Here is a 9,230-nt window from a genome sequence, read left to right on the forward strand (position 1 = left end):
CTGGGTGGATATTGGGAATCATCGCCGTCTGTTTTTTTGGAGCTGCCACGAACACAATGGCGGGGTGGCTGTATGTTATTAGTGGCCTCAGCTTTGCGCTACTCGGAATTGCAAGCTTCCTATCCGTGCGATCGCTTCGTCATCTTCAAGTCACCCGACGCCCTATCCAGCCCGTCAGCGTCGGCGACGATTTAACCATTGAATTAGAAATTGAAAATCCGGTTAACCATCCCAAAACCTTACTTTTAGTCCGGGACGTTCTTCCCTTTGTATTGGGACAACCCGTACAAACGGCAATTGAAACGATTTCTCCTCATAGCGTTCACCACTGGGTTTACTACCTACCCACGCAAAAACGCGGGGTTTATCGGTGGAACACCGTACAACTGAGAACTGCCGCCCCTGTGGGATTATTCTGGTGTCGCCGCCAGCGTGAAGTTGCCGCTACAGCATTTGTTTATCCCACCGTTTTACCCCTCACCAACTGCCCGATGGTGGATGAAATTGGGCAAGAAAAAAGCCCCCTGTTTCTGAGTTTAGATCGCCGTTCTCAAGCTGCCACAGAAGGAGTCACGCGATCGCTTCGCCCCTATCGAGTCGGCGATCCCATTCGTTTAATCCACTGGCGAACCAGCGCCCGTTACGGTGAATTCCAGGTGCGCGAACTAGAAGTTTTTACGGGTGGACAAGAAGTAATTATCTGCCTCGATAGCGCCACCAGTTGGAATCCAGAGCATTTTGAGCAAGCAGTCATTGCGGCAGCATCCCTATACTTTTATGCCAGTGGGCGTCAGTTAAGTGTAAAACTTTGGACAGCGTTCACAGGTTTAGTGCAAGGTCATCGCGTGGTTTTAGAAACTCTAGCCGCAACCTACGCCGGAGAAGATGCCCGTGTTGGAGATCCACCGACGCTTCCCTTAATCTGGCTGACTCCCAATCATGTTACTCTAAGCTCTTTACCCCCCGGTAGCCGTTGGATGCTCTGGATGCCGGAGTCTTTAACTGAGCCTGCAATGCCCGTAAATCGTAATTCCCCTGGAATTGTCATTAATACCGAGCAGCCGCTACAACTTCAGCTACAATCCCCTCTGAAGTAGGCTTGCCCGATTGCATCGATCCCAGCCAATCCCCTTGAGGAAAACGCTTAAGATACAATGCATAAACACCTGTCGATCTCGCGTCATCTCATATTATGAACCCATCAGAAACTGAAACAAAATCCAGCGAAAAAAGCCTAGAGGCGATGCGCCATTTCTCCGAAACTTACGCTAAGCGTACTGGCACCTACTTTTGCGTCGATCCTTCAGTAACAGCTGTAGTGATTGAAGGACTCGCAAAGCATAAAGATGATCTGGGTGCCCCTTTGTGTCCTTGTCGCCACTACGAAGATAAAGAAGCAGAGGTACATGCAACTTTCTGGAATTGTCCTTGCGTACCGATGCGAGAGCGTAAAGAGTGCCACTGCATGTTATTTTTGACAGAAGATAACGAGTTTCGGGGTGAGATGCAGGAAATCTCTCTCGAAGAAATTAAAGCTGTACGCGATAGTATGTAACGATTTGCTCTAGCTAATCGCTAATTGAAAAATTGCTAATTATAAATACTTTTTAGCCTAACTTCCAATTATCGATTAGCGATTAGCTGAAGCATCAAATTTATCATGTTTGTAACAGCCACACGTCCCAAGAATCCTTCAAGATAAAGCCTCCCGCGTGCTACAAAGACTTTTTTAAATTCCGCTTGCCTAGATAAATTAGGAAAAAAATATCCCCTAAAATCCACTTTTTATTGGTTTGTTTGGGGTAATAAACTTTGTAACAATTAAGTAAGATTGAATTTTAAAAACAAGTAGCGAGCGCAAGCTAAACGATTAAAAAAACCACTCAAAATGTGATATTGGTCAATAGAATTAAAAAAATTAAATAAATTTATATTGAACTTTATTTAAACCTGAATAAAGACATTTTAGAGTAGTTTTTTCTGTCCGTTAAAAACTTAAAGCGATCGCTTGTTTTAGAGGCTTTCCATCACCTACGCGCGAAGCAGCTAAACATAGGCATCTGCGTCTGGAGCTATTAAGTGTGGTAATGCCTGAACACAAACATAACTACGAGGGAAGGTGCTTGACGGTAGGGAACTGAAAACGGCAGAGTAATGAAATTATTAATATAGTTCCCGACTAATGACTGAAGAAATCCCATCTGAATTTTGGCAAGGGATCGAAGAGTTTAATCAGCATGAATTTTACGCCTGCCACGACACCTTAGAGGCTCTGTGGATGGAAGCCAGCGAGCCGGAAAAAAGGTTTTATCAGGGAGTGCTGCAAATTGCCGTTGGATGTTATCACCTAGGCAACCTTAACTGGCGCGGTGCAGTTATTTTACTGGGAGAGGGAATGCGCCGCTTGGAGGCATACGAACCTGCTTACAGTGGAATTGATGTCACCGAACTGCGGGAACAGAGTGCCGAACTGTTGACAGCACTGCAAGAAGCTGGAGCAGAAAACGTGGTTGATTTTGTAGAACAGATGCAACAAGACGAGAATGTCTCACATTTGCCAAAAATACTGCGAATAGAGGCTTAGAAACTTCTCAAGACTCAGAAACGTCGGGATTGTTGTGCCTGGTTATCGCTGGATTTGTTCTAGATCGATCCTTTAGAAAGAGTAAACTAGGCACAAGAGCCGATCACCGTCTTTGATGTCTCCGCAAGACCCATGATGTCCTCATTTCAATTTAATCAAAGTCTAATGCGTCGCCTGGGATTAGTGCTGATGCTGCCAGCTGTTTTAGCGGGAGCGATCGCTATCCCCACCGAAATCCAAACCGCCCAAGCCCAAACCGCCGATGACGGACGCGCCCTCACCGTCCGTTCTGATGTGCAAGAAGCCAACTCGAAAACAGGTGTAGTAACAGCTCGTGGCAACGTGCAAATGTATTACCCCTCGCGGCAGATCCAGGCAACTGCTGCCCAAGCTCAGTATTTCAGCAAAGAACGCCGCATCGTTCTGAGTGGTAACGTCTACGTCCTGCAACAAGGCAATAGTCTCCGAGGCGAGACAATCACCTATCTGATCGATGAAGGACGCTTTGTTGCCCTGCCTCAGTCCAATCGGCAGGTAGAATCAGTTTATCTGGTCGCCGATCCAAATTCTCCAACTACACCCGTAGCGCCACCAGCTCCCGCCGTCAATCCTAAACCAGCCTTCAAAACGCCGAATAGTCGCTAGCCATTGGTCACATGGCTAATCGCGAATGGCTAATCGCTAATGGCTTTTAATAATTAGCAGTTAGCCATTAGCCACGAACAATTAGCTATTTATCAATGAAAATCGTACTGGAGAATATTCACAAGTCTTACGGCAAACGTGCGATCGTCAATCGCGTCAACCTTTCAGTGGCGCAAGGAGAAGTCGTGGGGCTACTCGGCCCCAACGGTGCTGGGAAAACGACGACCTTTTACATTGCAACTGGCTTGGAAAAACCCGATCAAGGTACGGTTTGGCTGAATGACCAGGACATCACCACCTTACCCATCCACAAACGAGCGCATTTAGGCATTGGCTATCTTGCTCAGGAAGCCAGTATTTTCCGCAACCTCACCGTCCAAGACAATATTCTCTTGGTGCTGGAACAAACAGGCGTGCCTCGTCGCGAGTGGCAAAACCGTCTAAATGCTTTGCTGCAAGAGTTTCGGCTAGAAAAAGTAGCAAATACGCTGGGGATTCGGGTATCAGGGGGAGAACGTCGGCGCACCGAGTTGGCGAGATCCTTAGCGTCGGGGCGAGAAGGACCAAAATTTTTGCTATTGGATGAGCCGTTTGCCGGTGTCGATCCGATTGCCGTATCGGAGATTCAAAAAATTATTGCCGGACTGCGCGATCGCTACATGGGCATCTTGATCACCGATCACAACGTCCGCGAAACCCTCGCCATCACCGATCGAGCCTACATTATGCGCGACGGACAAATCCTCGCCTCTGGCAATTCAGAAGAACTCTACAATAACCCCTTAGTGCGACAGTACTACTTAGGAGATGACTTCCAAAGATAGCCTTGGGTAATCGGTAATCGGGAATTGGTAATTACAAGAGTCATCAGTAAGAAGCATTGAATTTTGAAACCACAAGAGAGTTTTGAATTCAAAATTTCAGACGCGATAACTGTAAGTCTTCTACTCCTTAAAACTTTCCTCCAATTACCTATTACCCATTACCCATTACCCGTTCCCTACCCATCGCTCCTTGACCAATGACCAAATCTTTCAATCCGCTCTCCCCCCTGATTTCGACAGTCTCGGTGATGGATCGCTATATTGGCACCGAGCTGGTCGCGCCTTTCCTATTTGGCATGGGATTCTTTTCTTCCATCGGGGTAACGATTGGCAGTTTATTTGACCTGATGAGAAGGACTGTGGATGTAGGTCTACCCGCATCGCTCGTATTGAAAGTCCTGCTGTTAAGTCTGCCACAGTTTATGGCGTATGCCTTTCCCGCCTCAGTGCTACTGGCTGCCTTATTAACCTATAGTCGTCTCTCCGCTGACAGTGAGTTGGTTGCCCTGCGTAGCTGCGGGGTGAGTATTTATCGATTGGTGCTACCAGCGATCGTCCTGAGTTTTGTTGTGACCGGCATCGCCTTTACGTTTAATGAGTATGTAGTACCCGCTGCGAACTATCAAGCCAAAGTTAGTCTAGATAAAGCTCTAAATAAAGAAAAGCCATCTTTCCAAGAACGCAATATTTTTTATCCAGAATATACGAAAGTTAAGCTACCCAATGGCGACAGAGAACAAGTGTTAAAACGCCTGTTCTATGCAGAAAAATTTGACGGTCAGAAGATGGAGGGATTGACAATTTTAGATTGGTCTCAGGAGGGTCTCAATCAAATTGTTACTTCGCAATCTGCTGCTTGGAATCCAGGACAAAACACCTGGGATTTTTTCAAAGGCACGATTTATTTAATCTCTCCCGATGCTTCCTACCGCAATATTTTGAAGTTTGAACACCAACAGTTGCAGCTGCCTCGTACCGCCTTGGATTTGGCAAATTCTGGGCGCGACTACGGCGAAATGAATCTTGCACAAGCCAGAGAACGGCTGAAATTAGAACGCCTCAGTGGTAATCAACAAAAAATTCGCAAGCTTCTGATCCGCATTCACCAAAAAATAGCTTTACCGTTTGCTTGTGTCGTTTTTGGTATTGTGGGTGCCGCTTTAGCCAATAGACCGACTCGCACCAGTAAAGCGACGGGTTTTGGGATTAGCGTGATCGTCATTTTTGCTTACTATTTGTTAATGTCCGTTGGTGATGCTCTGGGACTAAGTAACTTCCTCTCTCCCGTAATTGCTGCTTGGTTACCGAATCTGTTTGGATTGGGAGCAGGGGCGTGGTTCCTGCTTCGAGCTGCCCGCTAAACTTTAAGGTAGTGTCATCGTCAGTCGTGTAGGGACGGTTCTCGCTCAAGATATTGAGCGATAGCGAAGCATAACGCACTGTGCAAATTACTGTTTTTCTCTCCCTAATTCATTGGGGAGAGAAAAAGTTGCACATGGCCTAAGCATATCTATAAACCCACCCGTTCTTGGTAGAGGCATATCTGTTCCCTGCCCCTCAGTGAGTGTTTTTCGGTTTCTAGTAATTAATGCTCGTTGAGCGATCGCAACCTTTCTAACTTCCTAAATTTAAACTTTAGTAAACTAAAAGCTTGGCTAAAATTTTACAAAAATGAAAGAAATCTTTTAACAAACTGTATATTAAGACAGTTCCTGTTCAAGGCAATAGCGTATAAAATCGACTTACAATCCCTTGTGCAAGTCGAGCTGCACTACAGCTTATGTCATCCTCCAAACAAGTCCCTGCCTCCATCCGCTATCTCAAAGCACGGTTACGGACATTCGCACGCCCTGCGTTTTGGGGATCGGCGATCGCACTGGTGATGATGGTGATAGGGGTATGGGAGTACTGGGTACACCCAGAATGGCTTAACAGCCTTTTAGATGGAGAAACGGAGAGTGGGCAAGTTGATTCCGCAGAGAATCCCTCGGATGACCCAAACCTTTCTCAAGAAAGCAGTGTGATTGGCGCTGATATCGATAACTTGCCCGCGCTCATGCAGGAATTTAATCGCGGCACTAATCAAGGCGCTGGCAAGAAGGGAAAGGAAAAAGCTCAAGATCCCACCCCGCAAGAAGGTTTATTTGAGCAACTGACTCGCAACCCGGCGACTGCTTCTAATACAGAATCGACCGCGCAGCCTCAAGCGATCGCAGGAATCCCCAAAGCTCCGCAAAACTCGAACAATCCTTTCCTGACATCAGCACAAGATTTATTAAATACTGGATTAAATGTTGGCCCCCAGCCCAATACAGGGGCATTTTTGGGATTGACACTTACGAACCAACAGGCGGTAAATCCTACTACAACAGCAACCTCCACTCCGAATCTGGGCTTTGGCGTGCCCAACCTAACTAACCAGAACCAAAACGTCCTGCCAGTCAACTCCCTGCAACAAGCGTTAAATCAAAATTCGCCAAACCAAGCAGTAAACGCATCGCCATCAGGAAATACGTCTCAACAAACGCTTCCCAATTCCACATCCACTGGGCAAATGGCACCACCGCCAGCAAGTGCCCTAGCGAACACTACAGGCTATAGCACTCCCTTACCCACGACTAGCAACGCTACTCAGGGTTCTTCCACCCCGAATTCTTACACCTATTTAACCCAACCCCAGGCGGTTCCTCCCGTTGTAGCACCTGCTGTCCCCGTAACACCACAGATAGTACCGCCAGTGGCACCGATAACGACCAGTAATTATGGGCAGTACCCATCGGGAGCGAACACTCAAAGAAGCGGGTTCAACAGCAACTCTGGTTTTGGCTCCAATCTTGGTAATTCCGGATCGCAACCGGGTCAGTTGAACCAGCCTAACTTTACAGCTCCTCGTCGCGTTCCAGGACGCTACATTGGTGGGGGTCAGATTAATACTTTCTCAAATCCATAGCTATTAGCAATTAGCTGTGGGTTGCTCGCTAATTGCTAATCGCTATTTACTAATTACTTTGGAAGTATTTGATGATGGCGGAGGCAAATTCCGAGCATTTCAGAGGCTCCACCGGCGGTTCCATGAGTCGAGCCAAATCATAGGTGACTTCGCCGTTAGAGATCGCCTGACCGAGGCCATGCTTAATCAAGTCAGATGCCTCCTGCCAGCCCATAAATTCCAACATCATCACGCCTGACAAAATGACCGACCCGGGGTTTACCCGATCGAGTCCAGCGTGCTTCGGTGCGGTGCCGTGAGTCGCTTCAAAGATGGCGCATCGATCCCCAATATTGGCTCCTGGCCCCATCCCCAGGCCACCGACAATCGCTGCCGCTGCATCTGACAAATAATCACCATTCAGGTTCATCGTAGCGAGGATGGAATATTCATCCGGTCGAGTCTGAATCTGTTGGAAAATGCTGTCAGCAATTCGATCGTTCACCATCACCTTGTCTTTCCACTGACCGTTGCCGTGGGTTTCCCAGATGGCATTGAGAACATCTTCCACTTCACGAGTGATTTGGGCTTTTTTCTCTGCCGTCAAGGCGTCGTACCCAGGCTCAATCTGACGGGCGTTTTCTTCCAAGGTAATCTCTGGATTACGGGCTTTGTTGTCCAGAATCCATGATTCTCGTTCTGTAACGCACTCAGCGCGAAACTCAGCGATCGCTACTTCGTAACCCCAGTCGCGGAATGCCCCTTCGGTATACTTCATGATGTTGCCCTTATGCACCAGCGTCACCATCTGTTTCTGCTTGGGTAGCCGCAGGGCATTCTTGATCGCACGGCGCACTAGGCGCTGGGAACCCGTCTTACTAATTGGCTTGATGCCGATTCCAGAGTCTAGGGGGATTTGCTTTTTGCCGTGTTCTGGCGTGGCTGGAATTAGCTCATTATTGAGTATGTCAATCAACTTGTTAGCAATTTCGCTGCCTTGACGCCACTCAATTCCCAGGTAGATGTCTTCTGTATTTTCTCGATAGATGATGACATCAAGTTTCTCCGGGCTTTTGTGGGGAGAGGGGGTGCCTGGGTAATACTTGCAGGGGCGGACACAGGAGTAAAGGTCAAAAATCTGACGCAGTGCCACATTCAGCGACCGGATGCCGCCCCCAATCGGGGTTGTTAGCGGCCCTTTGATGGCAATACCGTATTCTTTAATTGCGTCTAGGGTATCTTGGGGCAAATATTGGTAGGTGCCGTACTTCTCACAGGCTTCATCCCCGGCGTAGATTTTGAACCAGCTGATTTGTCGCTTGCCACCATAAGCAGCTTGGACAGCGGCATCAAAGACCTTCTGGGCGGCGGGCCAGAGGTCGATGCCCGTGCCGTCTCCGCGAATGAAAGGAACGATCGGGTTGTCTGGAACAACGGGTTCGCCATCTTTGAAGATGATACGTTCGCCCATGTCAGGAGGAGTGATTTTTTCGTACATATTGCACTTTTGTTGGATCTAGTCTAGCCAGACAATATTTTGACAGGAAGACTACCAAATCGGCTGATTCGCAAAAGTTTCGGTTAAGCTTTTTTGCAGTTTAGGCAGTTTGATTGCCATGATGTTCGCAAATCATCCAAGCTGAGGCAGGGCTGCTAGGAGCCTGTTACCTCATTTTGGATTTTGGATGGTGGAGACGAGATTAATCGCGTTTCTACGAAGGGGACGTTGTCAGAAGTTTAAACCAGGCACCAAGGAGCGCAAAAAAGGATTACAGACCTAATAGTAGTCTCTAGAAGTGTGACTGGGATGAAGGAATTAGCGCTTCAAATCAAAACTTTGGCATCTATTTAGCCAAGAGGCTCTACGAGAATGGGTCGAACGGCTAATTTTTTGAATAATCTTAAGCGCATTCTGTCATCAGCCTTTATGCTGATCCTTTAGGCTGATAATAAAGTAGACTGAGGGCGATCGCTGGTTTTTAGTCCATCAATCTCACAAATACTGGCTGAGAAATTCTTGACGCTGCCAGATAATGTGAAGCTGATATAAAAAAGAGATATGCTGCACAAGCCGCCTCTGCCCTTTTCACAAAAACCTCAACTTACATCAAAGCGGGATGAATTCAGTTTGCAGACCTAGGGCGTGTCATCAATTAGGTAAAGTGGAATAAAAACTGGTGAAGAAAGATAAACGACAGGAAAAAGATGATGCGCCGATATGCACTACGAGATGACCAGTGGGAGAGAA

The 9,230-nt window shown here is 47.3% G+C and carries 8 protein-coding genes; 7 read left to right on the forward strand and 1 reads right to left on the reverse strand.

Features of this window, described 5'->3' with window-relative positions; all coding sequences use genetic code 11:
• From H6F50_RS01610 to H6F50_RS01640, 7 genes are all read left to right on the forward strand, one after another.
• On the forward strand, window positions 1-1,097 hold a 1,097-nt coding region (locus tag H6F50_RS01610), incomplete at its 5' end, for a DUF58 domain-containing protein (protein ID WP_190425603.1).
• A 95-nt stretch (window positions 1,098-1,192) separates the two neighbouring features.
• A complete protein-coding gene (locus H6F50_RS01615; protein ID WP_190413052.1) occupies window positions 1,193-1,555 on the forward strand; it encodes a ferredoxin thioredoxin reductase catalytic beta subunit in 363 nt (120 codons plus the stop codon).
• A gap of 627 nt (window positions 1,556-2,182) precedes the next feature.
• Window positions 2,183-2,584: a DUF309 domain-containing protein gene (locus H6F50_RS01620; RefSeq protein WP_190425607.1), complete on the forward strand. Its 402-nt coding sequence runs from the start codon at window positions 2,183-2,185 to the stop codon at window positions 2,582-2,584.
• Window positions 2,585-2,716: 132 nt separating this feature from the next.
• Window positions 2,717-3,229, forward strand: coding sequence for an LptA/OstA family protein (locus H6F50_RS01625; RefSeq protein WP_190425609.1), 513 nt, complete (start codon window positions 2,717-2,719; stop codon window positions 3,227-3,229).
• A gap of 95 nt (window positions 3,230-3,324) precedes the next feature.
• Window positions 3,325-4,053 (forward strand): LPS export ABC transporter ATP-binding protein, encoded by a 729-nt coding sequence (gene lptB, locus H6F50_RS01630; protein WP_190425611.1) that lies wholly within the window; start codon window positions 3,325-3,327, stop codon window positions 4,051-4,053.
• Window positions 4,054-4,250: 197 nt separating this feature from the next.
• Window positions 4,251-5,414 (forward strand): LptF/LptG family permease, encoded by a 1,164-nt coding sequence (locus tag H6F50_RS01635; protein ID WP_242028858.1) that lies wholly within the window; start codon window positions 4,251-4,253, stop codon window positions 5,412-5,414.
• 419 nt (window positions 5,415-5,833) lie between these two features.
• Entirely contained in the window at window positions 5,834-7,003 is a 1,170-nt protein-coding gene (locus H6F50_RS01640; protein ID WP_190425614.1) for a hypothetical protein, read from the forward strand.
• Window positions 7,004-7,052: 49 nt separating this feature from the next.
• On the opposite strand, the gene H6F50_RS01645 is transcribed toward H6F50_RS01640, so the two are convergent.
• Window positions 7,053-8,480, reverse strand: coding sequence for an NADP-dependent isocitrate dehydrogenase (locus tag H6F50_RS01645; RefSeq protein WP_190425616.1), 1,428 nt, complete (start codon window positions 8,478-8,480; stop codon window positions 7,053-7,055).
• Window positions 8,481-9,230: the final 750 nt, after the last annotated feature.

Origin of the sequence: Coleofasciculus sp. FACHB-712 (assembly GCF_014695635.1) — a bacterium.
GTDB lineage: Bacteria > Cyanobacteriota > Cyanobacteriia > Cyanobacteriales > FACHB-T130 > FACHB-T130.